The 25,081-nt window shown below is 58.8% G+C and carries 22 protein-coding genes; 16 read left to right on the top strand and 6 right to left on the bottom strand.

Annotated elements, in window-relative coordinates:
• Positions 1-4: 4 nt before the first annotated feature.
• Both map and sfsA read right to left on the bottom strand, forming a co-directional pair.
• Positions 5-817 (bottom strand): type I methionyl aminopeptidase, encoded by an 813-nt coding sequence (gene map / locus SLH49_RS01025; RefSeq protein ID WP_320267316.1) that lies wholly within the window; start codon positions 815-817, stop codon positions 5-7.
• Positions 818-870: 53 nt separating this feature from the next.
• Complete coding sequence (sfsA, locus tag SLH49_RS01020) at positions 871-1,572, bottom strand: DNA/RNA nuclease SfsA (protein WP_320267315.1); 702 nt, start codon at positions 1,570-1,572, stop codon at positions 871-873.
• A 42-nt stretch (positions 1,573-1,614) separates the two neighbouring features.
• On the opposite strand from sfsA, the gene SLH49_RS01015 reads away from it, so the two are divergent.
• Genes SLH49_RS01015 through SLH49_RS01000 form a run of 4 tightly spaced genes read left to right on the top strand, consistent with a single transcriptional unit; the run spans position 1,615 to position 4,562 of the window.
• Complete coding sequence (locus SLH49_RS01015) at positions 1,615-2,337, top strand: competence/damage-inducible protein A (protein ID WP_320267314.1); 723 nt, start codon at positions 1,615-1,617, stop codon at positions 2,335-2,337.
• Entirely contained in the window at positions 2,334-3,059 is a 726-nt protein-coding gene (locus tag SLH49_RS01010; protein WP_320267313.1) for a GNAT family N-acetyltransferase, read from the top strand. Before SLH49_RS01015 ends, SLH49_RS01010 begins: the two co-directional genes overlap by 4 nt.
• 4 nt (positions 3,060-3,063) lie before the next feature.
• Positions 3,064-3,630, top strand: a complete 567-nt coding sequence (locus SLH49_RS01005; RefSeq protein ID WP_320267312.1) for a peroxidase-related enzyme — start codon at positions 3,064-3,066, stop codon at positions 3,628-3,630.
• Positions 3,627-4,562: an OmpA family protein gene (locus SLH49_RS01000; RefSeq protein ID WP_320267311.1), complete on the top strand. Its 936-nt coding sequence runs from the start codon at positions 3,627-3,629 to the stop codon at positions 4,560-4,562. Before SLH49_RS01005 ends, SLH49_RS01000 begins: the two co-directional genes overlap by 4 nt.
• Before the next feature lie 63 nt (positions 4,563-4,625).
• Here the strand turns inward: SLH49_RS01000 and SLH49_RS00995 are convergent, their stop codons facing one another.
• Positions 4,626-5,531, bottom strand: coding sequence for a LysR family transcriptional regulator (locus tag SLH49_RS00995; RefSeq protein WP_320239308.1), 906 nt, complete (start codon positions 5,529-5,531; stop codon positions 4,626-4,628).
• 159 nt (positions 5,532-5,690) lie between these two features.
• Complete coding sequence (locus tag SLH49_RS00990) at positions 5,691-7,715, bottom strand: NADPH-dependent 2,4-dienoyl-CoA reductase (RefSeq protein WP_320267310.1); 2,025 nt, start codon at positions 7,713-7,715, stop codon at positions 5,691-5,693.
• 230 nt (positions 7,716-7,945) lie between these two features.
• On the opposite strand from SLH49_RS00990, the gene SLH49_RS00985 reads away from it, so the two are divergent.
• Positions 7,946-8,821, top strand: a complete 876-nt coding sequence (locus SLH49_RS00985) for a sulfotransferase domain-containing protein (RefSeq protein ID WP_320267309.1) — start codon at positions 7,946-7,948, stop codon at positions 8,819-8,821.
• Between the two features lie 27 nt (positions 8,822-8,848).
• Here SLH49_RS00985 and SLH49_RS00980 read toward each other — a convergent pair whose 3' ends face one another.
• Positions 8,849-10,213 carry a tryptophanase gene (locus SLH49_RS00980; protein ID WP_320267308.1) on the bottom strand — a complete coding sequence of 455 codons (1,365 nt, stop codon included), beginning with the start codon at positions 10,211-10,213 and terminating at the stop codon, positions 8,849-8,851.
• Between the two features lie 198 nt (positions 10,214-10,411).
• On the opposite strand from SLH49_RS00980, the gene SLH49_RS00975 reads away from it, so the two are divergent.
• From SLH49_RS00975 to SLH49_RS00965, 3 genes are all read left to right on the top strand, one after another.
• Positions 10,412-11,395, top strand: coding sequence for a fatty acid desaturase (locus SLH49_RS00975; RefSeq protein WP_320267307.1), 984 nt, complete (start codon positions 10,412-10,414; stop codon positions 11,393-11,395).
• On the top strand, positions 11,392-12,234 hold the full coding sequence (locus SLH49_RS00970; RefSeq protein ID WP_320267306.1) for a sugar phosphate isomerase/epimerase: 843 nt from the start codon (positions 11,392-11,394) through the stop codon (positions 12,232-12,234). The genes SLH49_RS00975 and SLH49_RS00970 overlap by 4 nt, the downstream gene beginning before the upstream one ends.
• 72 nt (positions 12,235-12,306) lie before the next feature.
• On the top strand, positions 12,307-13,521 hold the full coding sequence (locus SLH49_RS00965) for an MFS transporter (RefSeq protein ID WP_320267305.1): 1,215 nt from the start codon (positions 12,307-12,309) through the stop codon (positions 13,519-13,521).
• Between the two features lie 6 nt (positions 13,522-13,527).
• Here SLH49_RS00965 and SLH49_RS00960 read toward each other — a convergent pair whose 3' ends face one another.
• Complete coding sequence (locus SLH49_RS00960; protein WP_320267304.1) at positions 13,528-14,505, bottom strand: type I glyceraldehyde-3-phosphate dehydrogenase; 978 nt, start codon at positions 14,503-14,505, stop codon at positions 13,528-13,530.
• A 482-nt stretch (positions 14,506-14,987) separates the two neighbouring features.
• On the opposite strand from SLH49_RS00960, the gene SLH49_RS00955 reads away from it, so the two are divergent.
• From SLH49_RS00955 to SLH49_RS00920, 8 genes are all read left to right on the top strand, one after another.
• On the top strand, positions 14,988-17,339 hold the full coding sequence (locus tag SLH49_RS00955; protein ID WP_320267303.1) for a serine/threonine-protein kinase: 2,352 nt from the start codon (positions 14,988-14,990) through the stop codon (positions 17,337-17,339).
• Between the two features lie 57 nt (positions 17,340-17,396).
• Positions 17,397-18,230, top strand: coding sequence for an FHA domain-containing protein (locus SLH49_RS00950; protein WP_320267302.1), 834 nt, complete (start codon positions 17,397-17,399; stop codon positions 18,228-18,230).
• On the top strand, positions 18,214-19,335 hold the full coding sequence (locus SLH49_RS00945) for a protein phosphatase 2C domain-containing protein (protein ID WP_320267301.1): 1,122 nt from the start codon (positions 18,214-18,216) through the stop codon (positions 19,333-19,335). The genes SLH49_RS00950 and SLH49_RS00945 overlap by 17 nt, the downstream gene beginning before the upstream one ends.
• Entirely contained in the window at positions 19,335-20,687 is a 1,353-nt protein-coding gene (locus tag SLH49_RS00940; RefSeq protein WP_320267300.1) for a hypothetical protein, read from the top strand. Before SLH49_RS00945 ends, SLH49_RS00940 begins: the two co-directional genes overlap by 1 nt.
• 161 nt (positions 20,688-20,848) lie before the next feature.
• The gene (locus SLH49_RS00935; protein ID WP_320267299.1) at positions 20,849-22,933 is read left to right on the top strand and encodes a dynamin family protein; all 2,085 of its coding nucleotides are present in this window, start codon (positions 20,849-20,851) and stop codon (positions 22,931-22,933) included.
• On the top strand, positions 22,933-23,817 hold the full coding sequence (locus SLH49_RS00930; protein WP_320267298.1) for a dynamin family protein: 885 nt from the start codon (positions 22,933-22,935) through the stop codon (positions 23,815-23,817). Before SLH49_RS00935 ends, SLH49_RS00930 begins: the two co-directional genes overlap by 1 nt.
• Positions 23,818-23,899: 82 nt before the next feature.
• Complete coding sequence (locus SLH49_RS00925) at positions 23,900-24,262, top strand: hypothetical protein (RefSeq protein ID WP_320267297.1); 363 nt, start codon at positions 23,900-23,902, stop codon at positions 24,260-24,262.
• 48 nt (positions 24,263-24,310) lie between these two features.
• Complete coding sequence (locus tag SLH49_RS00920) at positions 24,311-25,072, top strand: hypothetical protein (protein ID WP_320267296.1); 762 nt, start codon at positions 24,311-24,313, stop codon at positions 25,070-25,072.
• The last annotated feature ends 9 nt before the right edge of the window (positions 25,073-25,081 follow it).

The raw sequence follows: 25,081 nt of genomic DNA, 5'->3' as shown, positions 1-25,081 counted from the left end.
CCGCTTAGGCGGAATAAGTCGGGTGGAACATACCTTTGGGCGACAATGTAAAAATCTCACATCCGTCAGCGGTGATCCCAACGGAATGCTCAAACTGTGCCGAAAGGGATTTGTCGCGGGTCACAGCCGTCCAATCATCGGAGAGGACTTTCGTATCGGGGCGCCCCAGATTGATCATCGGTTCAATCGTGAAGAACATGCCCTCTTCCAGCACGGCCCCGGTCCCCGGACGCCCGTAATGCAGCACATTGGGCGGCGCGTGAAATACCCGGCCCAGCCCGTGGCCGCAGAAATCACGCACGACCGACATCCGGTGGCTTTCGGCATAGGTCTGGATCGCATGGCCGATATCACCGAATGTATTGCCGGGCTTGGCCGCCTCGATCCCCTTCATCAGCGCATCATGGGTGACCTGCACAAGACGCTCTGCCTTGCGCGGCATCTTACCCGCCACGTACATCCGGCTGGTGTCGCCGAACCAGCCATCGACGATCACGGTCACGTCGATGTTCAGGATATCGCCATCTTTCAGCTTCTTGTCGCCGGGAATGCCGTGGCAAACCACGTGATTGACCGAGATGCAGCTGGCATGCTGATACCCCTTGTAGCCGATCGTGGCCGAGGTCGCGCCTGCATCGCTGACCATCTGCGTGATGATCCGGTCAATCTCGCCTGTGGTCTGGCCGGGGAAAACATGTTCGGCGATGTCATCGAGAATGCGCGCGGCGAGTGCCCCCGCTTTGGCCATGCCTGCGAAATCACCGCGCTCATAGATGCGGATCCCGTCCTTGGTCAGATGGCCCTTATTTGTTTCCACGTTAAGCGTCCTTTCGCCAATATCGGGGACATAGGTGAAATCGGGGTTAAGTTCTAGGGCCTCACGGGAATCGGATCAGCCAATGTGATCGCTTGCGGGGTGATGGCGCAGGTTTGCGCGAGTGCAGTGACGCCTTCCGCTTTTGCCGCGGCGAAAGCGGCGCCATAGGTCGGATCGATGTCGCTTGCAATCGTGACCTCCCGACAATCGGTGCGTTGCACCAGATAGAACATGACCGCGCGGTGGCCCTGGCGAACCATCTCGGCGAGCTCATCCAGATGCTTGGCACCGCGTGCTGTCACGCTGTCAGGGAACTCAGCCAGCCCCGCCTGCCTAGACAGGGTGACGCTTTTGACTTCGACATAGGTGTCCGGCCCATCACCGCTGAGCAGGAAATCGATACGGCTGTTTTGCCCGTATTTCACCTCGGCCCGGACAAGGTCATAAGGCGGCAGGCCGGGCACCTGATGGGCCAGCAAAGCGGCCTTCAGCGCCTTGTTCGGGATTGAAGTATCGACGCCCGTGAAATGGCCGTTTTCGTGATCCACAAGCCGCCAGCCGAACTTCAGCTTCTTCTTCGGATCATCATTCGGCTCCAGCCAGACCTTCATGCCCGGCTCTGCGAGACCCATCATTGAGCCGGGGTTGGCACAATGCGCCGTCACCTCGCGCCCATCCTCAAGCCGGACATCGGCGAGAAAGCGTTTGTAGCGGCGGATCAGGCGGGCGGGGACAAGAGGCGTGGCAAATTCCATTTCCGCCCTATAACCTGTCTGCCAGAGTAGGAGAAAGACCAAATGCCAAACCCCACAGCCGCCATGCTTGTGATCGGGGATGAGATTCTTTCAGGCCGCACGCGCGACGCGAATATGCATTATCTCGCGGGGCAACTGACCGAGGCCGGGATCGATCTGAAAGAGGTACGGGTGGTGAGCGACGACGCCGACGCGATCATTGCGGCGACGAAGGCGCTGTCAGCGTCTTACGCGCATGTCTTCACCAGCGGCGGCATTGGACCGACCCATGACGATATCACGGCCGATTGCATCGCCGCTGCCTTCGAGACGCCAATCGACGTCCGCGACGATGCGCGTGCGATCCTGCAGGCACATTATGACCGCTCGGGGCAGGAACTCAACGCCGCCCGGCTGCGGATGGCACGCATTCCGGATGGTGCCATCCTGATCGACAATCCAATTAGCGCGGCACCCGGCTTTACCATGGGAAATGTGCATGTGATGGCGGGTGTGCCATCGATCTTTCAAGCGATGGTGGCAAGCGTGCTGCCAACGCTCACCGGCGGCACGCCCCTTGTGTCGCGCAGCTTACGCGTGATGCGGGGTGAGGGCGACATCGCCGGACCGTTGGGCGTGTTTGCATCTGACTACAGTGACCTCTCGGTCGGTTCCTACCCGTTTCAGAAGGACGGAATTTATGGAGCGAATGTCGTCGTCCGCGGCACCAATACTGCACGCCTTGATGCGGCCATGGCGAAACTGTCCGAGATCTTCGCCACATGACATTGCCCAGCGCCAAGAAGCTTTATGCCATTATCGACGGGACATGGCCTGCTTCGGCCAAACAGGCGCTGGGGCCCTGGATGATCCGGCTGGATGATAGCGGCAGCAGTCGCGTGAGTTCCACAACAGCCGAGCAGCCCCATGATGAGGCCGATATTCCGCTGGCAGAGGCGGCGATGCGCGAGGCGCATCAGACACCGCTTTTCATGATCCGCGAGGGTGAAGAGGCGCTAGATGCGCAATTGGCCGCGCGGGGCTATGTCATCAAAGATCCGGTCAACATGTATGCCGCACCGATTGACGCGCTGACGAACAAGCGCCCACCCGCTGTCACAACTTTTGAGACCTGGCCACCGCTGGCCATCCAGACCGAGATCTGGGCCGCTGGCGGCATCGGCCAGGGACGCATTGCGGTGATGGACCGGGCCCGTCCGCCGAAGACGACCCTTTTGGGGCGGATCAACGACCGTCCGGCGGGCACGATCTATGTCGGTATCGCGGCAGATTGCGCGATGATCCATGCGCTTGAAGTCGCACAGGAAAACAGGCGGCAAGGGCTGGCCCAGCATTTGACACGCGCGGCGGCGTTCTGGGCGCGCGACAGTGGTGCGGACTACATGACGCTGGTGACGACGCAGGCGAATGTGGCAGCCAACACGCTCTACTCTTCCCTCGGAATGACGCTTGTGGGACATTATCATTACCGAACCTTGCGGGAGTGATCCTTTGACCGAACAGCCCACTGCGCTCGATCTGCCGATGGTCGATCCGTTACCCGAGGCGACGCAGAAATACTTTGACATCTGCCAGGAAAAACTGGGGATGGTGCCAAATGTGTTGCAGGCCTATGCGTTCGACATCGACAAGCTGAACGCGTTCACAGCGCTTTATAATGATGTGATGCTGGCGGAGTCGGGGCTCTCCAAGCTTGAACGTGAGATGATCGCCGTCACCGTATCGTCCATCAACAAATGCTATTATTGCCTGACGGCGCATGGCGCCGCAGTCCGGCAGCTTTCGGGTGATCCGCAACTGGGTGAGATGCTGGTGATGAACTGGCGCGTGGCGCCGCTAGATGCTCGGCAAAAGGCGATGCTGGAATTTGCGGAGCTGATGACTGTGGCAAGTGCCAAGATTGAGGAAAAGGACCGCGCGGCTTTACGCAAAGTAGGTTTCTCGGACCGCGATATCTGGGACATCGCGGCGGTGACGGGCTTTTACAATATGAGCAACCGTATCGCCTCTGCCACGGATATGCGCCCCAACGACGATTACCACGCGCAGGCACGATGATCCGGCGGCTTTGTCTGGCCCTTCCACTGCTTGCCAGTCCGGCGCAGGCGCAGGTGCTGGACTTTCCCAGCAATGCAAACTTGCAAACGGAAATCACGGAAGCTCTGGACAGCTATGATCTACCAACCGGCATCTGGGATGGCACCGCGATCCCGACCAAGACGGTCGAAGGGGCGCTGACCCGGCAAGCCTGGCGGATTGAGGCGCCGTCGCTGACCACCTTGCAATTACTGCGGCCCTTGCGTGAGCAATTGCGCAATGCTCGCTTTGACATCCTGTTCGAATGCCAAACTGAGGCCTGCGGCGGCTTTGATTTTCGCTTTGGGACAGAGGCACTGCGCCCGCCTGAAATGCAGATCAATATCGGCGATTTCCGCTTTCTCTCCGCAGAGCGGATGAGTGATGAAGGGCCTGAATATATCAGCCTGTTTGTCAGCCGGACGGCACAGGCGGGCTTTGTTCAGGTCACGCGCGTGGGTGTGGCAAATGAGGAAGAGGAGGCGCTGGCCACCACCACTGCACCACCCCTGCGCGCGGTGGGCGCTGTGGAACCATTGGACCTCGCCACAAGACTCGAACAGGACGGCCATACGATTCTGGAGGATCTGACGTTCGAGACGGGATCGGCGCAATTGGCGCCAACACCCTTCGCGTCTTTGACCGCCCTGGCGGAGTATCTGCTTGATAACCCTAATCGCACGGTTGCGTTGGTCGGTCACACCGACAGTTCCGGGTCATTGGCGGGGAACATCGCCCTCTCCAAACAACGCGCGGGTTCGGTTCTTGAGCGATTGGTCAGCGACTATGGCATCAGCCGTGCGCAGCTGGAGGCGGAAGGAATGGGATATCTCGCGCCGATTGCCACCAATTTGACCGAAGAGGGACGACAGGCAAACAGGCGGGTCGAGGTGATAATCACGTCGACCGAGTAGGTCCGAACAAAAAAACGCGGCCCAAGGGCCGCGTTAGTTAGGTGGACTTACACCCAAGGGAAATCACCATGTATCGGGGCCTTTTTCAGCAAAGGCGTGCACTAGAAAATCGATGAACGCGCGGACTTTTGGTTGCGTGAACCGGCCCGGCGGGTAGACGGCGTAGATGCCTTGCGTTTCAACCGGCAGATCGGGGATTGCTTCCTCAACCAGCCCGTCACGCATGGCGTCCGCGTAAAGAAAGCTGGGCAGGTAAGCGATGCCGAGGCCACCAATGCACGCATTCAGCAAGGATTGTCCGTCATTAACTGTCAGCCACCCCGCTGTACGCACTTGACGCTTTTCACCCGAAGGCGCGGTCAATTTCCAAACGGCGGAGTTTGCCTGATTGGAATAGTGCAACAGCTTATGCTCGTTCAGATCGTCGATTTTTTCGGGGCGGCCATACTGCTCGAAGTAGGCGGGACTTGCGATCATCCTTTTTGTTGTGTCGGTCAGTTTGCGGGCGCGCAGGGTGCTGTCTTCGAGCTCTCCAATGCGCACGGCCATATCGAAACCTTCTGAGATCAGCTCAACATAGCGGTTGTTCAGCACCATATTGACGGTGATGTCGGGAAATTCGCTGAGGAAATCGCCTAGGACAGGCGACAGATGATTCACGCCGAAATCGGTGGCGACGCTGATCCGCAAAAGGCCCGAAGGCGCGGATTGCATCGAAGTGACGAGCGCGTCGGCCTCGCCCGCGTCATTCAGCACGCGGCGGGCGCGGTCATAATAGGCAAGGCCAATCTCTGTCGGGCTAACCCGGCGGGTCGTGCGGTTCAACAGGCGCGCGCCGAGGCGCGCCTCAAGCGATGAGACATGCTTGGACACGGCGGATTTGGAGATGCCCATCTTCTTTGCGGCATCTGTGAAGCCCCCTTGGTCAACGACCGTGGCAAAGGCCTCCATTTCCGTCAAACGATCCATACGCTCATTCCAACTTCTTGATACCGACAGGGAATTGATGCCGGGCAATTCGGGCAGGAATAGGACCAATGCCTGACAATACCGGGGTATGAATCAGTTTGATGCAGATGCGGAAACAGCCATTTGGCAGCTCTTCGCCTGTCAATGGGCGATGTTTCGCTACAGAGTGGCGGCCAATCTTGTGCCTTGATCGATAGCGCGCTTGGCGTCCAGTTCAGCCGCGACATCGGCGCCGCCAATCACGTGGACGTTGCGACCAGCCGCGATTAGGTCATCCGCCAGACTCCGTTCAGGTACCTGTCCGGCGCAGAGAACAATCGTGTCGGCGGCGATCACTTTGGGGTTTTCACGCGCTTCGCCATGGCTGATATGCAGACCATCCACATCGATCCGTTCGTAGTTCACGCCGCCTACCATCTCGACATTCTTCATCTGCAGCCCGGCCCGATGGATCCAACCGGTGGTCTTACCCAGACGCTTGCCCAGCTTCTCGGATTTGCGTTGCAGCAGCGTGACTTGCCGAGCAGGTGCATCCGGCTTCGGCCCTTCTGGGCGCAGGCCGCCACGGACATCGCCGGGGTCGCCGACACCCCATTCGGTCAGCCATTCCTGCAGGTCTTCGGTTGGGCTGTCGTCGGTCACGAGGAACTCGGCCACATCAAAGCCGATCCCGCCTGCACCGACAATGGCGACGGATTGGCCAACCTCGGCCTTACCCCGAAGTACGTCGATATAGGACAGCACGTTCGGGCCATCCTGACCAGGGATTTCCGGGTCGCGCGGTGCGACGCCGGTGGCGATGATGATGTCGTTAAAATCCGCGAGCAGATCAGGCGTTGCGGTCGTGTTGAGTTGCAAGGTGATGCCCGCCTTGGCAACCATGGTGCGGTAGTAATCGACCAGCCCCCAGAACTCTTCCTTGCCAGGCACCTGCTTGGCCATGTTGAGCTGGCCGCCGATCTCATCGGCTTTATCGAAGATGGTCACGCTGTGCCCACGCTCTGCAGCGGTGAGTGCTGCGGAAAGGCCTGCAGGCCCAGCGCCGACGACAGCCACCTTTTTGGCCGTGTCAGCCAGAGCGATCACCAGTTCAGTTTCGTGACAAGCACGCGGGTTCACGAGACATGACGACAACTTGCCACTGAATGTATGGTCGAGGCAGGCCTGATTGCAGGCGATACAAGGTGCGATTTCAGCCGCTTTGCCTGCCGCCGCCTTTGCCACGAAATCCGCATCGGCCAGGAAGGGGCGCGCCATGCTGACCATGTCGGCGCAGCCATCGGCCAGCACCGCCTCAGCCACATCGGGCATGTTGATCCGGTTGGAGGTGATGACGGGGATTTGGACCGCGCCCATCAGCTTTTTCGTCACCCAGGTGAAGGCACGGCGCGGGACCGAGGTCGCGATGGTCGGGATGCGCGCCTCGTGCCAGCCAATGCCGGTGTTGAGGATCGTGGCACCTGCATTTTCGATGGCCTTGGCGAGTTGGACAACCTCTTCCCAGGTGGAGCCGTTGGGGACCAGATCGATCATGGAAAGGCGATAAATCACAATGAAATCAGTGCCTACGGCCTCTCGGACGCGGCGGACGATTTCGACGGGGAGGCGCATCCGATTTTCGTAGGAGCCGCCCCAGCGATCCTCGCGCTTGTTGGTATGGGTGACGAGGAACTGGTTGATGAAATACCCTTCGGACCCCATCACCTCGACCCCGTCATAACCAGCCTCTTGCGCGCGTTTGGCAGCAGTGACGATATCGCTGATCTGCTTTTCGATGCCCTCCTCATCCAATTCCTTGGGTGGGAAAGGAGAGATCGGGGACTTGATGGCCGAGGGGGCGACGCAATTGGGGGCGTAGGCATAGCGGCCCGCATGCAGAATCTGCATCGCGATCTTGCCGTCCGCGTCGTGAACGCGGTCCGTCACGATCTTGTGGTTGGCAATATCCTCGTCTGTGTACAGCCCCGCAGCACCGGGAAAAACGCCGCCTTCGGGGTTGGGGGCCATCCCGCCCGTGACCATCAGGGCAACGTCTCCACGGGCGCGCGTGGCGTAGAACTCGGCGACGCGGTTCCAGTCCTTCGTCTCTTCCAGCCCGGTATGCATTGAGCCCATCAGGACGCGGTTTTTCAGCGTCGTGAAGCCCAGATCAAGCGGGGCCAGAAGATGTGGGTACTGGGTCATGATGCGCCTCCCTTTGCGTGGGCGAGCATGGCCAAAGTTGACGCGCGCGTCACCCCTGAACGCGGCGTCATGCTATTTCGGAAAACCATTTACGCACGCGACCCGGCATAGCCGACAGGCATCTCGCCGCCGTCAGAGTTTGCTCAGCTTTTGACAAGCGGCGGTCATTTTGCTGTGCTTCGCCTGACTGCGCCTTTCCAGATCACATCCAACAGCAAGAGATGTCAGCCATGACGGATCGCAAGCTTTACCTCGGCCCACTGACCGATAACAGACGTTGGGACATGGTGAACATCAGGCCCGACGATGTCATCGTCGCAAGCCCGCCGAAATGCGGCACGACCTGGATGCAGACGATCATCGCGCTTTTGCTGTCGGGTGATGTGGAGGTCGAAACCGAGCTTTCGTTCAAGATGCCCTGGGTCGATATTCGTGTGCGCGAGATGGATGAAGTGGCCGAACGGCTGGAGGCGATGACCCATCGCCGCTGCCTGAAAAGCCACACGCCGATGGATGGCCTGCCTCTTCATGATCAGGCGCAGTATATCTGCGTCTTTCGCCATCCGCTTGATGCGCATTTTTCCTATCGCGACCACCTGCGCAACACTCCCCTGCCCTGGTTCGACCTTTGGTATCCGGAGGATGATCCGGAGCGTGTCACCTTTCGCCGTTTTCTGGACGGCGGGGCAGAGGGGTTTGACACCGACGCGATGCCGCTGGCCCATATCCTGCAGCATTACCAGGCTGCCAAAACGCTGTCTGACCGCGCGAATGTCACCCTCTTTCACTATGCAGATATGAAGCGCGATTTGCCCGGCACTTTTGCCCAAGTGGCGGCTCTGCTGGGTGTGTCCTATCCGGCAGACCTGATGGCGCAGTTCGTGCAGGTTGCGCGTTTCGACAATATGAAGACACATGCCGACCGCTACGCGCCATCAGCAGGCAAGGGGTTTTTCAAGTCCGACGAAGCGTTCTTTCAAAGCGGCAGCAGTGGCAAGTGGCATGGGCAGCTGACAGGCGATGAGCTTGCAGCCTATGATGCCATGATGGACGCACAGCTGGCCCCCGCCGAACGTAAGTGGTTGGAGTTCGGCGCCGCGTCGTAAAATGGATCTTCATGCACGTTACCTGCTTCAAAGCGGCGCAAACCGGCAGGTGAAATGCCGCATAAGCGCGGGTTCCTGCGTAATCCGAAATCCCTTCAGATCATCGATCTCGGCCTGCAATTCACCGAAGGCCTCAATCACGTAATCCGCGTGGCTTTGCGTGTAGGTCCGGCGCGGGAAGGCGAGGCGGACGAGTTCCATCGCGGCGGGTTTTTCGCTGCCATCGGGTTGGCGGCCAAACATGACACTGCCGATCTCGCAGGAGCGGATGCCCCCGATCTCATAAAGCCTGCAGGCAACGGCATGTGCGGGGTAATGGAGTGGATCAATCTGCGGCAGCCAGCGTTTGGCGTCGATGAAGACCGCGTGCCCGCCCGCCGGTTTAACCACAGGAACGCCCATCGCATCGAGTCGTTCGACGATGTATTCGTTGGTGCGGACGCGGTAGCGCAGGTAATCCTCGTCCACGATCTCGGTCAGACCCTGGGCGACCGCATCCAGGTCACGTCCGGCAAGGCCGCCATAGGTGGGAAAGCCTTCGGTCTGGATCAGCCTGACGCGGGCCTGTTCGGCGAAACCGTCGTCATTCAGAGCCAGCCAACCGCCGATATTGCCGAACGCGTCCTTCTTGGCACTCATCGTCATGCCATCGGCCACGGCAAAGCAATCGCGGACGATGTCAGGAATGCTGCGGTCGCCCTGCCCCGGCTCGCGCTGTTTGATGAACCAGGCATTTTCGGCAAAGCGGCAGCCATCAATGATGAAGGGCTTGCCATGCGCCTTGGCGATCGCCGCTACCGCGCGGATGTTCTCCAGGCTGACGGGCTGACCGCCGCCCGCATTGTTGGTGATCGTGAGCATGACGATGGGCACGCTGTCGACATGCTGGTCCATGAACGCCTCAAGCGCAGCGATATCCATATTGCCTTTGAACGGGTGATTGGATTGCCCGTCGCGCCCTTCGGCGATGACGAGGTCATGGGCGAAGGCGCCGCTCGCCTCGATATTCCCGCGGGTCGTGTCGAAATGGGTGTTGGACGGGATTTTGTGGCCATTGCCACCAAAGATCGCCATCAGGATCGCCTCTGCCGCGCGGCCCTGATGGGTGGGGATGATGTGTTTGAAGGGCATCAGGTTCTGCACAGCCGCCTTAAACCGTTCAAAAGAACGCGATCCGGCGTAGCTTTCGTCACCGCGCATCGTGGCGGCCCATTGCTCGGCGCTCATCGCGCCGGTGCCACTGTCGGTCAGAAGGTCGATCAGGACATTATCAGCGTGCAGGCCGAAGAGGTTGTAATGCGCCGCCCTCAATTTCGCCTCGCGCTCAATGCGCGTGGTCATGCGGATGGGCTCAACCGATTTGATGCGGAATGGTTCGATTATCGTTTTCATCAGGTCCTCCGGGTTTGAGGGCCCGGTTGTCTGATGAGGACGTTTCCGGGCCATGCGCCGCGGTTGCCCCCTTGCTTTGGGATGCCGCGCTCAGCGCCGAAAATCTGGGCGGACGGTATTTTCGCGCGCAAGCCACGTCAAGAAGTGTTTGCCCCAGCGTCACGCGCAGCTAGTGTTCTGGGAGGAAGGGGATGAAAGATGGATGCGAGCTTTTCACGGCGCGACCTGCTGACACCGGCAGAGTTGCGCAGCTTGTCAGAGAGATCTGACCTGCGCGGCGCGCTGCAGATGGGCAGCCATGTGGGAGCGATCTTGGTGATTGGCCTGGCGCATGCCATGGCCCTGGGCACATGGTGGATCCTGCTGACCGGCTTCGCGCTGGGCGTGCTATTGAACTTCCTCTACGCGGCCCAGCACGAGTTGAGCCATGCGACGGTGTTCAAGACCCGCAAACTGAACGAAGTCTTTGGCCGCATCATCGGCTTCATCCAGATTTTCCCTCGCGATTTCGACCAGATCATGCATTTCGCCCATCACCAATACACCCAGGATTGGGAGCGGGATGGTGAACTCGTGCGCGAACCCTACACTCTGACCACGTATCTACTCTGGCTAAGCGGGGTGACCTATTGGCGCAACCGCATCGTCGGCGTGATCCGCCGAGCGCGCGGGATCATCATTGAGCCCTATATCCGGGTTGAGGAAGAGGCACGTGTGATCCGGGAAAGCCGGATACATGTGGCGGGCTATGCGCTCATCGCGGTGGTTTCGGTGGCCACCGGGTCATGGGCCGCGCTGACGTTCTGGCTGCTCCCGATGGTGCTGACCAAGCCGGTGCATCAGCTGCAGAACACGATTGAGCATCTGGGGTTGAGCCATGAGGACGACATTCTGGCAAATACACGCTCGACGCGGGCGAACGCGCTTCAGCGCTGGCTCTGCTGGCAGATGCCCTATCATACGGCGCACCACACCTTTCCCGCCGTCCCCTTCTGGAAGCTGCGCGATCTCAATGACCGAATTGAAGACAAGGCCGGTGCGGTCCATCGCATGGGCTGGATCGAGTTCCAGATCGCGGTGATTGGCAAGCTGATGGCCAAGGATGAAAGCCAGTATCCGATGGACGAAGTCTGGGTCGTTCCGCGCGAAGGCGGGCGGGTTAGCCGCGTTCCGGCAGAGTGAGGCGACTGCAGGTCTACACGTCGCTTTGGGCGATGCAGCCGCATGATCAGACTGGCGTCAAGCTGCCTTTGGATCAAGTCTGTGAGATGGTGGCGCAGGCCGGATTTGACGGGATGGCGATTGATCTCGGCGCCTCGGACATCGCGGTCGCCAATGCTGTCCGCCCGCATATGGAGGCGCATGGCCTGACCCCGCTGATCGTGGCCTTTCCGAAAACTATTGAGAGCCTGGAAGACACATTGCACATGGCCGCCGACTTCGGCGCGCCTTTTGTCGATGTCATCGGGCAGGTAATGCCGATAGCACTCGACGATATGGTGCCGGTGATTGAGGCATGGATGGACATGGCCGACCGTATTGGTGTCCCCATCCAGTTCGAAACCCATCGCAATTGCATCACGAACGATCTGTTTGTGACCCTGCAATTGCTGGAGCGGATCCCGGACATGCGGCTTTGCGCGGACCTGTCGCATTACGTCGTGGATCGGGAGTTCTGGTTTCCGCTTTCTGATCACGACATGGGGCTGATGAGCCTTATCCTGCAGCGCTCTGACAGTTTTCAGGGGCGTGTCGCCAGTCGTCAGCAAATCCAGCTACAGCTGGATTTTCCGCAAAACAAAAAATGGGTCGACTTGTTCAAAGGCTGGTGGCGCGAGGGGCTCGCCGATTGGCGCAAGCGCAACGAGAGCGGTGACTGCATCTTCGTTTGCGAACTCGGCCCACCGGAATACGCCATGACCGACGCGCAAGGCCGCGAGATGTCGAACCGCTGGGAAGAGGCGCAAGTGATCGCGTCCTGGGTGCGCCAGATGTGGGATGAGTTGGGGGGCGACGGCTGAGCCGTCAGCATCTGTCGGCAGTCCGTGCTTTGGGGGCTTGTGCGACACCCGTTTCGCGTGTCGTGTGGCGCCATGAAACTTAGCGGTCCGTTCCTGTTTATTCTTGCCACCCTGATGATCGATGCCATCGGGATCGGCATCGTGTTTCCGATCATGCCGGACTTGATGGATCGGGTCGGTGCGGGCAGCACGGCGGAAGGCGCGTTCTGGGGCGGCATCATGATGTCGGCCTATGCGGCGGCGATGTTTCTGTTTGGCCCCATCATCGGCAGCCTGTCGGACGCCTATGGGCGCAGGCCGGTGCTGATCGCAGCACTTGTCACGCTGACCATCGATTATGTGATCATGGCGGTCGCGCAGACCTATTGGGTGCTGCTCTTGGGCCGGGTCGTGGCCGGGATGGCCGGAGCCACCTACATCACCGCAACCGCCTATATCGCTGACATCGCGAAGCCAGAGGAGCGCGGGGCAGCGTTCGGCATGATCGGTGCAGCGTTCGGGATTGGGTTTGTCCTGGGGCCTGCGATGGGGGGCCTCGCCTCGGGCTGGCATATCACCGCGCCATTCTGGATCGCGGCGGCTCTTTCAGCGCTGAATGTCGCGTTTGGAATTTTCGTGCTGCCGGAATCGCTGAAACCCGAAAACCGTAGGCCTTTCGGGCGGCGTGATCTGAACCCCTTTGGAACAATTCTGCGCGCCTTCGTCATTCCCGGTCTGGCCATTCCGCTCCTCTGCCTCTTTGTCTTTGAGTTTGCGAATATGGTCTATGCCACGCTCTGGGCGTTCTGGGGGCGGGAGGTCTTTGGCTGGGACGGGTTTACCATCGGACTGACATTGTCGGCATATGGCGTGCTGATCGCCGGGGTGCAGGCGGGCATCTTACCACAACTGACCAAGCGTCTGGGCGATTTTGCGACGCTGAAGATTGCGGTCGCCAGCGCGGTCGTCGCGATGGTCGGGTTCGGGTTGGGGAATGCTGTCTGGGTGCTCATCGTCTTTCTGCCGCTCGCCGCACTTTCGGACATGGCCCCGCCGCTCATGACTGCATATGCCGCAAACCGCGTGGGCGAGGATCAGCAGGGGCTGGTGCAGGGGGTGATCGCCTCACTGTCTTCTATTGCTGCTGTGGCAGCACCCCTAGTGCTGACTCGTGTGTTTGAGCGGTTTGTGAGTGGCGACGGCCCTTATCTGCCGGGGGCACCCTATTTGTTGGCAGCGGTTCTGATCTTTGCGATTGTTCCGCTGATCCTGCGGATGGACCGTCCGCCGCCTGACCGAGAGGCCTAGGCGGCGTCAAGGCTCTGCCATCATGCCTGCCACATCCAGCATCCGGCAGGAAAAGCCCCATTCGTTGTCGTACCAGCCAAAGATGCGCACAAGCCCGCCTGCCGTGACGCGCGTTTCGGGAAGCGAGACGATCACACTTTCAGGACGCGCGCGCAGGTCGGTTGAGACAAGCGGTTTGTCGGTCCAGCCGATGATGCCGGACTGCTCGCGCAGGACAGCGTGCACGGCGTCAAGATCGGCGGGACGATCCAGCGTTACCGTCAGGTCGACGGCAGAGACCGAAGCGACGGGAACGCGCACCGCCGCTGCCTCGATCCGGCCCGCGATGTCAGGCAGAACCTTGTTCAGCAATTGCTGCGCAGAGGTTGTGGTGGGCACCATCGACAGTGCAGCCGCCCGGCTGCGCAGCATATCGCCGCGCGGCGCGTCAATGCTCGGCTGGCTACCGGTGTAGCAGTGGATCGTTGTCATCCAGCCGGTCTTCAGACCCCAAGTATCATCAATCAGCTTCACCAGCGGGGCGAGCGCATTGGTTGTGCAGGATGCGTTTGATACGACAGGTTGATCTTCCAGCAGATCGTCATTAGCGCCGAGAACCATCGTCAGGTCGGCGGTTTCTGATGGGCCAGAGATCAGGATGCGCCCGGCACCCGCCTTCAATCCCCTTTCAGCAAAAGCGCGATCTCCCGCGCGACCGGTGCATTCGAAAACGATATCGACATGCGAAAGGTCAATCGTGCTGAGATCGGTGCGCTGATGAAGCGGGATCGCCGTTCCGTTGATCATCAAGGCGCCGTCCTCAAGCACAGCCTCACCCGGAAACGGGCCAAAGACGCTGTCATAGGCAAACAAATGCGCACAAAGGTCCGGGGCGGCGATGTCATTGATTCCCACAATGCGAATCTGTGGCCACGACCCGGTGGCCCAGGCGCGCAAAGCCGTCCGCCCGATCCGCCCAAATCCATTGATGAACACGTTGATCATCACCGCAACTCCCTAAATGTCGTTGCGCAGATGCTGCATCGTTGCGTCACTTGCCACAAGCGGGGTTTCGCGCGGCGTTTGTCTGCTTGTATAGAAGAATTGGTAAGTGTGCATGGGGCAGCATTTACCAACGGCACAGAGAATCGGTGCCGAATCCATTTAACAAGTGGTTAAATTAGTGGCCAGTCGCCAAAAGAACGACAGGTTAGCGAAGGATGTTGTGCGTTAATGCCACAATGTTTCGGAAACAACTGCCTGATGTGGCAGAAAGTATACGTAAGCAGTGAAAACAGGTATTTATCGGCGGATTATTGCCAAATACTGTTTCACAAAACGACTGTAATGCCGGACAAAATCCGGGATTAAGAACCATGAAACAACAAGTTAGCGTCACTTTTTGGCCTAATTTGAATGAGACTAGACAATGAAGGGTGTGTGGGTGCTCTCCACATGGCCGCAAAGTTTGAAAGCTGGATGTGAAGATGGCGAAGGCGCAAGTACAAGACAACGCGGACGACAAGGACAGTTTCGTCGATGAGCTGAAGCCGGGCACCAAGTTGATGCATGGTCAGTACACGATCGAAAGCTTCCTGAACGCTGGCGGTTTTGGCATCACTTATCTTGCCAAGGACAGCCTCGACCGCAAGATCGTGATTAAAGAATGTTTCCCTGGTGCTTTCTGCCGTCGCAGCCGCTATGTCGTGCAGGCACGTTCGCGTGCGCACCAGAATGAGCTGAAGTCGATTGTCCGTCTGTTTGTGCAAGAGGCGCGCAGCCTGGCAAAGCTGGATCACCCCAACATTGTCGGCGTGCACCAGGTCTTTGAAGACAACGACACCGCTTATATGGCGCTTGATTTCGTTGAAGGTCGCGACCTTCTTGATACGATTGAGGATCCGACGGCAACGCTGACACCGCCGCAGATCAAGAATATCCTCAAAGAGATTCTGGGCGCTGTTGGCTTCATCCACGATCAAGGCATCCTGCACCGCGATATCTCGCCCGACAACATTCTGATCAACCAGGATTTCCACCCTGTCCTGATCGACTTCGGCGCGGCGCGTGAAGAGGCTACTAAGCAAAGCCGCGTCCTTTCAGCGCTCCGGGTCGTCAAGGACGGATACTCGCCCCAGGAATTCTACATCGCAGGATCGGAGCAGAGCCCGAGCTCTGACCTTTATGCGCTTGCGGCGTCGTTCTATCACCTGATCAACGGTGACGTGCCGCCGAACTCACAAGCACGTCTGGCCGCGATCGCGTCAGGCGACGCTGACCCGTATGTGCCGCTGGCAGGTCGCTTCCCGGACTACGAAGACAACTTCCTGGCCGCTGTCGACAAGGCGCTGGCCGTTCTTCCCAAGGATCGTTTGCAGTCCGCCAAGGACTGGATCGACATGATGGAAGGCAATACCGGCAATGTGACAGCGCTAAACGTGGCGCCTGCCGCCACTGCAGCCGCAGCGCCGGAAGTGGCAGAGCCTGTCGAGACCAAGAAATCAAAGATGCCACTGTTGCTGGGTTCTGCTGCGGTTGTCGCCCTGCTTGTGGGCGTTGGCGTATTGACGATGGGCGGCGACCCAGAAGCAGCGTTCGACACCACGCCAGAGGCAAGCGCTGCGTTGCCTGTTGAGACGGCAACAGCACCTGAGGCACCGGCAGTCGAAACGCCAGCACCAGCTGTCGAGACACCAGCCCCTGCTGTAGAGGAACCGACCGAGGTTGCCACTGCAGAGCCTGTGGTCAGCGAGCCCGCAGCAGAAATCGTGGAAGAACCTGCACCGGTCGTCGTCGAAGAGCCCGCACCTGTTGTTCCTGAAGCGACAGGACCCGTTGTGGTCGAAATTCCTGGACCCGTTGTTGTGGAAGATCCTGCGCCGCTTGTAACCGAGACGCCCACACCGCAGATCGTTGAAGAGCCCGCACCAGTGATAGCCGGTGACCCAGCGCCGGTTGTGGAAGGTCCAGTCATCGTTGACGAGCCAACACCCACGATCCGCCCCAGCGCACGTCCCGAAAGTGTTGAACTGGCAGCTGTGCCTGAGCCTGAGCCACTGCCAGAGCCTGTTGCAACACCTCAGCCTGCAGCAGATGCGAATGCCGCAGCCGCTGCTTTGCCCGATATTGCAGCGGGTGGCCCCGTCGCCGATGGCGATACGGCGCAAGTGGACCTGCCTTCGGCACCTGATGTGGTTGCTGCTGTTGGTACTGGTCCAAGTGTTGAAATTGATGCGGTCACGCCCGGCAATGAGCTGGTTCCTGAGCCTCAAGATGTCCTGGCTTCCTGGACCGTTCAGTTGCCATTCCAGGCCGCGGGTGCACAATCGAATATCATCGCACAGGCCGCTGCCGTTTCACCCGTTTGGGTCCAGCCCGGTCTGGTGATCACGTCGATCAACGGTACACCGGTTGACGCAATTGCGGATATCCCGACGGTCTTGAACCAGACCATAGCCTTGGAAAGCCTCGACGCCACGTTGCCGGTCACATTCGGCACGCTGAACCCGGCTTCGGGCGAACAGGTCGAACAAAGCTGGGTTTTGCCAGTTGTTCGCGAACTGGAATTGCTGAACGGTGTCGCGTTTGAGGCCATCTTTGCAGGCGGTGAATGGCGCACAACGGTCGCCGAGCTGCCTGAAACCTTGACTGGCGGTTTAGAGGTTGGTGATGTGATGAGGTCATACATCCCAACGGCCGAACTGATTCAGGAGCAGGACAGCCTGCAGACAATTTTTGAGCGCGAGCTGAGCAATGGCACCGATCAGTTCATGTTTGCAGTCGAACGTAACGGCGGCATGTGGGTCGCATCGCTGAATTACGACGGTGTAGAGGAGTAATCTGACGACACCCTCCTGGGGGAACAGGCGTGTCGTTGAGTTTGGAAGGTAGGCAAGATGAAGTTTATTCGTGATCTCTTGGGTCGAAAAAAGCGCAATACTGATGCGCCAAAGTCCCGCGAAACGGTTGAGTCGCTAGAGCAATCCTATCGCGACACGATTGGGTCGATTGTCGAGGACAATGAAGGCGCGTCTGTCTCTGACATTCTGACTGATGTTGCTCAAAAAACGAGCACAGCTGCTGAAGAGCGCGTTGTCAAACCTGAAGAAAAGCCCGCCGTGAATATCTGGGACCTGGAGGATGACGGTACGTCAACCGAACTTCCAATGACGGCACCTACATTGCCGACACCGGCGCCAGCACCAGCCCCCGCTGCAGCGGCGAGTGCTGCCGCCCGGTCGCCCGGTCGCTCGCGCCGGACGAAGACACGCCTGATCGGCTTTGAGAAGTCCGACGGCGACGTCGTCGATCTGTTCAATGATGCACCGCGCGCCGCGCCAGTCAAAAGCGTCAAGTTCCCTGTCGGTTGGATTGTGGTCGCCGAAGGTCCCGGTCGCGGTGAAAGCTTTTCTCTGATGGCAGGCATGTCGCAGATTGGTCGCGGTGAAGATCAGGCTGTGCAGCTTGATTTCGGCGACAACTCGATCTCGCGGACCAATCATGCCGCGATCGTTTACGATGCCGACAGCAAGGAGTTCCTGCTGGGTCATGGCGGAAAATCCAACATCGTCCGTCTGAACGACAAGCCCTTGATCAGCAATGAGGCGCTGAAATCAGGCGATGTGATCCGTATTGGTGAGACTGTTTTACGCTTTGTGGCGCTTTGCGATGACACGTTCAGTTGGGACGACAACGCAAGCGGGGAGGACGAAGATGTGGCGATCGCCTGAACCACGCTTTGACGTCGCTTCGGCGATTTGTCAGGGCGGACGTGACTATCAAGAAGACGCAATTGTCACCGACTTTCCGTTTGGAATGGACAGTGGCGTTGTGGTCCTTGCCGACGGTATGGGCGGCCATGCTGCCGGTGACGTGGCCAGTAAGATTGTTGTCACCGAAGTTTATAGCGAACTGAAATTTCAATCCGCGAATTTCGCCGATTTTGAAGCCGAAATCCCGCAATATCTGACATCATCAGCAGTCAACGCCAACAATGTCGTGCGGGAATATGTGATGGCACATCCCGAGACACGCGGCATGGGTGCGACCCTTGTGTCGCTGGTTTTGATCGAGAACCGGATGTTCTGGATGTCGATTGGGGACAGCCCGCTTTATCACTATCGCGCCGGAAAGATGCAGCAGTTGAATGAGGACCATTCCATGGCCCCTCAGATCGACTTCATGGTCAAGCAGGGCCTGATGGATCCTGAGACCGGTAAGAACCACCCCGACCGCAACTGTCTGACATCCGTGATCCTGGGTGATCGCGTCGCGAAGTCTGATTGCCCGAAGACGCCGTTTGAATTGCAGGTGGGCGACATCGTCGTCGTCTCCTCGGATGGACTGCAATATCTCGAAGACGAACGTATTCAGAAGATCCTGCACCGCTATCGCCGCCGCAAGAGCGCCGAGATTTGCGGGCACCTGCTTGAGGCGATTGAGGCATTGGCCGATCCGGATCAGGACAATTGCTCTTTCTCGGTGATCAAGCTGAACCACAACAAGCCGGTGATCCGTGCGATCCGCGCCAAGCCTGTGGATTATGTCGAGACACCAACCGCCACGACGACCCGTGTGGTTGAACTTGATGACGGCGATTCCATCGCTGCCAAGCTGAGCAAGGATGCGGCGTCGATGCAGAAGGCGGCAACCGGCATGGGGCAAGCCGCTGCACAGCCAAAGTCGCAGTCGGCACCGCAAGAGCCTGCAGCGACCAAGCCGGTGATCAAGGAAGTGAAACCCGTCCAGAAAGTCGAAGAAATCGACGCTCAGGATAAGACAGAGGAGGTTGATGAGGCGACGCCCCCGGCTAAAGTAGCTGCCGGAGGTAAGTAATGCCGAATCAATCGCTGGGGGCGCAGGTCCAGGAACGACTCACGCAGGCCGTGGAATCGGGTCTGCTGCCCGATGAGGTTTCCGAACGGGCGGGGCAAATCCTGAATCGCCTGCAGCAGCCGGTTCGTCTTGCAGTGTTGGGGCGACCCGGCGCGGGGAAATCTGCACTTGTCAACTTGCTTATCGGGCGCGAGGTGCTGCCCGATGATTTTGGCATGCCGACAACACAGATTGTTCATGGCGAAAAAGCGGGCGCGATATGCACGCTGTCGGATGGCAGCAAGCAAGAGCTCGACACCGCCAACGCCTATGACATCTCCGAGTTGAAGCCGGTTTTTGTTGAATTGCGCTTGCCGCTTGCTGCGCTCAAGAAAATCTCTGTGCTTGAAGTGGTCACCCCAGACGATCCAAACGCGATTCACAAGGCTAGCCAATGGGCCTCAAAGCGGTGCGAACTGGCGATCTGGTGCACGGAGACCTTTGATACCAATGAGCAGGCGATCTGGGCGCAAATGCCCGATGTGCTCAAGGATCATGCGTTCCTGATGCTGACCAAATCCGATGTGCTCTCCTCCCAAGGGACGCTGGAGCAGATCCTTGACGCTACCAAGGCGCTGGTCGGCCACGAATTCAACGATATCCTCCCGATCTCCACGCTTGATGCGATCTCGGCCCGCCGGTTGGACGGGACGGTGGACAAAGAGCTGATGCGCCGCAGTGGCGGCTCTGCCCTGATTTCTGCGGTGCTGAAACAGGTCGAAATGGGCCGCCAGTCGGATGTAGACATGGCGGACGTGTTGCTGTTGCAAAATGCTGACCACTTGAATGGAGGTGCCGCCGCCGAGGTTCCCGAAGAAGACAGCGAAGTGTTGCAAGCCGTCATTGGTGCTGCCGCCTCTGCTGACGAGGACGCTGAGACGCCCGCACCCGCATCAGAGAACGTAGCAGAGCCCGCGGTCGCGCCTGAAGAAGAGGCGCAGGACGCCGCCGAGACCGTGCCCACACAAAAGGTCGCCGCCTTGCATCCGGCGACGCGCGAAGCCTATGCACATGTCGTCAGCTACCTCACCGAACAGGCGCAAGCATTGTCGCAGATGGCCGCCGATTTGGGTGACGCCGCGCCCACGCAAATCATCGCAGAGACAGTTGAACACACGCAATGGATGAGCGATTATCTGAGTGTGCATGGTGATGATGCTGACGAGGCATTGCAGCGCGCTCGTGACGCAGCGTTTGATGCTGCAGATCTGGTACAATTGATGCAAATGGAAAAGCGTGACAGTGCAGCTATTGAAGCTGTCAGTGTCATGCTCCAGATTAAGCGTGAACTACAGGCGGATCTGGCCGCCTAACCTGCGGCAACACTTGCAATTTTTATGAAAACAGCGCCACACTTTCGCCGTGCTGCCCTGTTTCCATTATGGCAATAAATCAGTGTTATGACCCGTATTTGGCGACGGGACCAACAACTGATAAAGGTGAAGCCAGCACGACTGAGTGAGGACGGACACGAATGAAGATGGAAGAGCTGACAAAAGGGGATGGTTACAAAGTCCCGGCAGCGCAGCACCCGTTCATGCGCATCGGCTTGGAGAAGCTGGACGACTTCCACGAGGATATCCTGGATCTGGAGGCGACCATGGCTGACGTGGTCAAGCTGGGCGGACAGGATGCTGAAAAGAAAGCTGCGAGAGTTATCAAGCAGTTACGCTCTTTCGAGCCCAGCGTGACGATGATCGGACAGATCAAATCGGGCAAGACGTCTTTGGTGAATGCGATGATCGGTCGCCCCGAATTGCTGCCTGCGGATGTGAACCCGTGGACCTCTGTTGTCACGTCACTGCACTTGAATGCGCCTCTGCCTGCGGATGCACCAACCGCCACATTCCAGTTCTTCAGCCAGGGTGAATGGGATCATCTGGTGGAGAATGGTGGCCGAATCGGTGAATTGTCCGCGCGCGCCGGTGCAGATGATGAGCTCGAGAAAGTTCGGCAACAGATCGCCGAGATGCGCGAGAAGACCAAGACGCGTCTGGGCCGCAAGTTTGAACTGCTCTTGGGCCAAAAGCACAATTACGCAGAACTGACGGACGATCTCGTGCAGCGCTATGTCTGCATGGGTGACGATTTCGAAGATCTTGATGAAGAAGATCAACAGGGGCAGTTCGCCGATATCACCAAATCCGCTGACCTCTATCTAAAGGCGCCCTCGATACCCATGCCGCTTTGCCTGCGGGATACGCCCGGTGTCAACGACACGTTCATGATGCGCGAACAGATCACGATCAACGCCCTGCGCGATAGCCGCATCTGCGTTGTCGTCCTGTCGGCCCATCAGGCGCTGAGTTCGATGGATATGGGGCTCATCCGCCTGATTTCGAACGTCAAAGCACGCGAGGTGATCATCTTCGTAAACCGGATCGACGAATTGTCGAACCCGGCCGAACAGGTGCCCGAAATCCGTGACAGCATTCTGCAGACACTCGCGGATCACAACGGGCCGGAAAATCCGCAACTGATCTTTGGCAGCGCCTATTGGGCCAATATCGCGCTTTCCGAGAACCTCGACGATATCGTGGCTGAAAGTGCGGCGGCGATGTTCAACTGGGCTGAGGCATCGCTGGACGCAGAGACGGCGGGCATGGAGACCAACGAACTCGTCTGGCATCTGTCGGGTGTGCCGCAACTTTACAAAGCGATCTCTGAACGCGTGGCCGAGGGGCCGGGCACGGAAATCCTGTCGGCCTCGCGCAAGCGTGCGCTTAACCTTGTCGGCGGTGTTCGCGCTTCAAATGCGATGGTGTCCATGCGTCTGGACGGTGACCAGGTAAAGGTCATGCCCAAGCCGGAACTGATGGCCCATCTGGACAAGCTGGAAAAGGACAGCAAGAAGTTCCTGAATGATCGTTTGGACATCGTGTTCCAGCAATTCGGTTCGCGCGTGGATCAATCACATAAACGATTCCTCGACCGCGCCCTGGAGTCGCTGTTGCAGCATCTTGAAACGAACGGTGAGGATGAGGTCTGGCAATACAGCCCCGATGGACTGCGTATGCTTTTGCGCACCAGCTATCAGGTGATGCGCCGCAATGTCTCGTCATCATGCGAACAAGTCTTTGCTGCCGCCGCGACCGATCTGGCTGAAACCTATCGCACGGCTTTTGGGGTGGAGGTCGAGAATTTCTCGATTACCCCGCCTGCGGCACCCGAAATCCCCGCGCCCGTGTCGCTGGGCCAGACCATTGCGCTTGATCTGCAGACATCCTGGTGGAAGGGCTGGTGGAAGCGCCGCAAGGGCTACCGTGCCTTTGCCAGCGGCTTTTATGATCTGATTGAGGCCGAAACGGCACCCATTGTCGATGAGCTGAAAATTCGGCAGGCCGATGATATTCGCACCATGGCCGAACGCGAGCTGAGTGAATTCCTCGCAGAACAGCGCGGTCTGTTGGGCGATATGAGCGACAAGTCCGAGTTGAGCGTCAACGATTTGAAAGACATTTTTGGTATTACCGCCCAGCAGGAGCGTGAAGAGCTGTTCGATTACATCTTCGAAGAGCTGAGCGATAATGCCCCTGTTGAAGCGATAGGAAACGGGTAATGAGTGAGAACGACCCCACCGCCGGTGGGCCGCGCAAGCCGCGGATCGCCTTGATGGGCGAGTTCAGTGCGGGCAAAAGTACACTGTCAAATCTGCTGATGGGCGCACGCCCGCTGCCCGAAAAGGTGACCGCAACACGGCTGTCCCCGGTCTGGATGTCGCAAGGCAGTGACACGCCCTATCGCATTGATGTGGACGGGACGATCGAACCGATCACGCTCGACCAGCTTGAATCCGTTCCGGTGGAAGAGACCTTTGCGATCCGGCTGTTTCTAGATGTCGATATCCTGAGCGTTTGCGACCTCATCGACTTCCCCGGCATCTCGGACCCGAACATGTCCTCCGAAGTGTGGGAGCGTGTCCTGCCCGAAGTTGACGCCGTAATCTGGTGCACCCACGCTACGCAGGCCTGGCGCCAGTCAGAGGCAGCGGTTTGGGAGAATATGCCAGATGCGGTGCGGGAACATTCGATCCTGTTGATCACCCGCTTTGACAAGCTCACCAATGAACGGGACAAGACACGCGTCATCAAGCGCGTGACGCGAGAGACCGAAGGGCAGTTCAGCGGCATCTACCCGGTGTCGCTGTTGCAGGCCATTGCAGCCGGCGATGACCAGGAGAAATGGGATGCGAGCGGCGCAGGCCCATTTGTTTACCGTCTGATCGAGACAATCGAGAAGCTGACGAAAATCGCCGAATGCACCGAACGCCCACTTTACAACATTCCGAACGGTCAAGCAATTCCAACCCGTGTTCTGCGGTCGGTTGCGCCACGCCGCGTTGTGCGGAGCCGTGACGGCGACACTCCTAAACGCGAACGACCACCGGCCGAGCCTGAGGCAGGCCAGGAAAACCCGCCCGGCCCGATCCTCCGATCTTCTTGATCACGACGTTGCCACCTGGGCTTTTCCCTTCGCTCGTTTTGCCTTAGTCAGAGTGACACCGTAAGTAAGAGCGAGCCCTGAAATGGTCGTCGACGCGTTGGATACTTTGCAAAGCGATTTCGCAGGTTGTGAGACCCTGGCTTTTGCAGATCTGTCGACCCAGATGATCCTGGTGACGAACTCAGCCACGACATTGCCACGCGAGACGCTGGATGCGCTTTGCACAGAGGCGGCGCTGACACTTGGTACCAAGGGCAAAATTGCGATCGGGTCGGACAAAAGTACCACCGCTATCGTCGCAGGGCAGGACCAGTTGCGCGTTTTTCTACGCGCAGAAAGTGAGCCCTCGGATGTATTGTGCTGCGTGTGCCAGCCTGATGTCAATATTGCAGGATTTTTACCTGCAGCGCGCGCCTGCCTTGAACAGATCAGCGGTGGCGCGTAAGCCGGTACGCATGGATTACCCCGCATTGGATTGCCAGAATTGAGCGACATGACCGCCCTGACAGAAAAGCTCGCCGCGCTCGCCGCAGAGGATGAGGTTTTCGTGGCCGGTGCCCGGGTCATCGCCCAGGATGGTGGCACTGTGGGACTTGCGGCCATCTTGCGCGAGATTGACGTGACCGTACTTGAGCGGACGCTGGTCTTTGGTGTCGGAGATGTGACCGCGTCTTTGATTGTGGCGGGACGTCGCTTGCGCGGGATTGCGGCAGTGTGGGACCGGGATGATCCGGCGATTGGCCAACCCCTCTCGCGCGAAGAGCCGGACACATTGCAGGCGGCTGGCGCGTTGATGAAAGCCCTTTGCGACCAGGCAAGCCGGGTGACCGTGCGGGCCGAGCCGATCCAGCCTTTTGGCAAGGGCGGCGATGCGGGCATTTCGGCCACCGGACTGGCCGAGCTTTGGCAGGTTGATCTTGATGCCAAACCATTGCCGCCCGTGGCCCGTTTTCTCGCAGCCAATGCGTCTTCGTTTGGTGGCCATCTTCTGATCATCGCAGGCAACACCACCGAGACAGCAGGCGAGACGACAGCGCTGAAGCTCATTTGGGATGAGCAGGTCATGGCCTTGCGCAAAGCGCAAAAGACAATCGCCAAGCGGCAATCCGGGGCGCAGATGATGTGTTTTGACGGCGCGATGGGCGCAGGCACAGCCGTGGCCATTGCCATGGCCGGGGACGAGGCCTGCATTTGCGCATTCGCGTCTGAGCAGATCACCGCGCTGACCGCATCCTGGCAATCGATCATCAGCTGATCCCGGTTC

Source organism: Cognatiyoonia sp. IB215446, assembly GCF_033963825.1.
Taxonomy (GTDB): Bacteria; Pseudomonadota; Alphaproteobacteria; order Rhodobacterales; family Rhodobacteraceae; genus Yoonia.
The sequence above is the reverse complement of the archived record's forward strand: the minus strand, read 5'-3'. Positions and strand labels throughout refer to the sequence as shown.

Bases quoted from the DNA above. Each gene is read 5' to 3' on its own strand.
- SLH49_RS01010 (WP_320267313.1), top strand. From the start codon at position 2,334: ATGACATTGCCCAGCGCCAAGAAGCTTTATGCCATTATCGACGGGACA.
- SLH49_RS00960 (WP_320267304.1), bottom strand. From the start codon at position 14,505: ATGATCAACGTGTTCATCAATGGATTTGGGCGGATCGGGCGGACGGCT.
- SLH49_RS00975 (WP_320267307.1), top strand. From the start codon at position 10,412: ATGGATGCGAGCTTTTCACGGCGCGACCTGCTGACACCGGCAGAGTTG.
- SLH49_RS00980 (WP_320267308.1), bottom strand. From the start codon at position 10,213: ATGAAAACGATAATCGAACCATTCCGCATCAAATCGGTTGAGCCCATC.
- SLH49_RS00955 (WP_320267303.1), top strand. From the start codon at position 14,988: ATGGCGAAGGCGCAAGTACAAGACAACGCGGACGACAAGGACAGTTTC.
- sfsA (WP_320267315.1), bottom strand. From the start codon at position 1,572: ATGGAATTTGCCACGCCTCTTGTCCCCGCCCGCCTGATCCGCCGCTAC.
- SLH49_RS00950 (WP_320267302.1), top strand. From the start codon at position 17,397: ATGAAGTTTATTCGTGATCTCTTGGGTCGAAAAAAGCGCAATACTGAT.
- SLH49_RS00965 (WP_320267305.1), top strand. From the start codon at position 12,307: ATGAAACTTAGCGGTCCGTTCCTGTTTATTCTTGCCACCCTGATGATC.
- SLH49_RS00920 (WP_320267296.1), top strand. From the start codon at position 24,311: ATGACCGCCCTGACAGAAAAGCTCGCCGCGCTCGCCGCAGAGGATGAG.
- SLH49_RS00990 (WP_320267310.1), bottom strand. From the start codon at position 7,715: ATGACCCAGTACCCACATCTTCTGGCCCCGCTTGATCTGGGCTTCACG.
- SLH49_RS00930 (WP_320267298.1), top strand. From the start codon at position 22,933: ATGAGTGAGAACGACCCCACCGCCGGTGGGCCGCGCAAGCCGCGGATC.
- SLH49_RS00940 (WP_320267300.1), top strand. From the start codon at position 19,335: ATGCCGAATCAATCGCTGGGGGCGCAGGTCCAGGAACGACTCACGCAG.
- SLH49_RS01000 (WP_320267311.1), top strand. From the start codon at position 3,627: ATGATCCGGCGGCTTTGTCTGGCCCTTCCACTGCTTGCCAGTCCGGCG.
- SLH49_RS01015 (WP_320267314.1), top strand. From the start codon at position 1,615: ATGCCAAACCCCACAGCCGCCATGCTTGTGATCGGGGATGAGATTCTT.
- SLH49_RS00935 (WP_320267299.1), top strand. From the start codon at position 20,849: ATGAAGATGGAAGAGCTGACAAAAGGGGATGGTTACAAAGTCCCGGCA.
- SLH49_RS00985 (WP_320267309.1), top strand. From the start codon at position 7,946: ATGACGGATCGCAAGCTTTACCTCGGCCCACTGACCGATAACAGACGT.
- SLH49_RS00925 (WP_320267297.1), top strand. From the start codon at position 23,900: ATGGTCGTCGACGCGTTGGATACTTTGCAAAGCGATTTCGCAGGTTGT.
- SLH49_RS00945 (WP_320267301.1), top strand. From the start codon at position 18,214: ATGTGGCGATCGCCTGAACCACGCTTTGACGTCGCTTCGGCGATTTGT.
- SLH49_RS00995 (WP_320239308.1), bottom strand. From the start codon at position 5,531: ATGGATCGTTTGACGGAAATGGAGGCCTTTGCCACGGTCGTTGACCAA.